Source organism: Chlorobaculum sp. 24CR, from assembly GCF_004118635.1.
Classification (GTDB): Bacteria; Bacteroidota; Chlorobiia; order Chlorobiales; family Chlorobiaceae; genus Chlorobaculum.
Genome location: NZ_SDGU01000086.1, coordinates 1 through 725, shown reverse-complemented (window position 1 = coordinate 725; position 725 = coordinate 1). Strand labels below are relative to the sequence as shown.

Sequence of the window (725 nt, the reverse complement as noted above, 5' to 3'; positions counted from 1 at the left end):
TGAAGTGGACCCCAGCCGTCAGACAGAATCGGGTCGAGTTTAAGCTGGTAACTCGCCGTTGTTTCATGCAGCTGATTGCTGCTGTGTAACCTCTGACGACCCGTCAGAGGATTGCTTTTGAGAGAACTTGTCAACGATGCATACGCCGCCACCCGTACCGCTTTCGTACACCTCGTCCGGGGTTCTGTACCCCAGCGACTGATGCGGCCGCTCCGTGTTGTACAGGTCGAAGTACTTCGCCAACCCCTGCTTCAATTCCACCGGCGTTCCGTAGCCTTTCAGATACATATCCTCATGCTTGACGCTCCTCCAGAGCCGTTCGACGAAGATGTTGTCCAGCGCCCTGCCGCGACCGTCCATGCTGATGCTGATTGCTTCATGCTGCTTGAGTACGCCGATAAATACGTCACTGGTGAATTGCGCGCCCTGATCGCTGTTGAAGATTTCCGGTACGCCGTACTTTCGGAGCGCTTCTTCGAGGCATTCCACGCAAAAACTGCTTTCCAGCGAGTTCGACAGCCGCCACGCCAGCGCCTTGCGCGAATACCAGTCGATGATGGCCGTCAGGTACATGAATCCTCCCGGAAGCCGGCAATAGGTGATATCCGTTGACCAGACCTGGTTCGGCCTGGTGACGCTAACTCCACGCAGCAGATAAGGATAGACCTTGTGCTCCGGATGCGGCTTGCTGGTGTTCGGGCCGGGAGCCATGCCCGCCAGCCCCA

1 protein-coding gene is annotated in these 725 nt (G+C 57.1%); it reads right to left on the bottom strand.

Translation table 11 applies throughout. From position 1 onward, the window contains the following. Positions 1-63: 63 nt before the first annotated feature. Positions 64-725, bottom strand: a 662-nt coding sequence (locus EST62_RS12490) for an IS3 family transposase (protein ID WP_129052397.1), incomplete at its 5' end; no start/stop codon positions are given.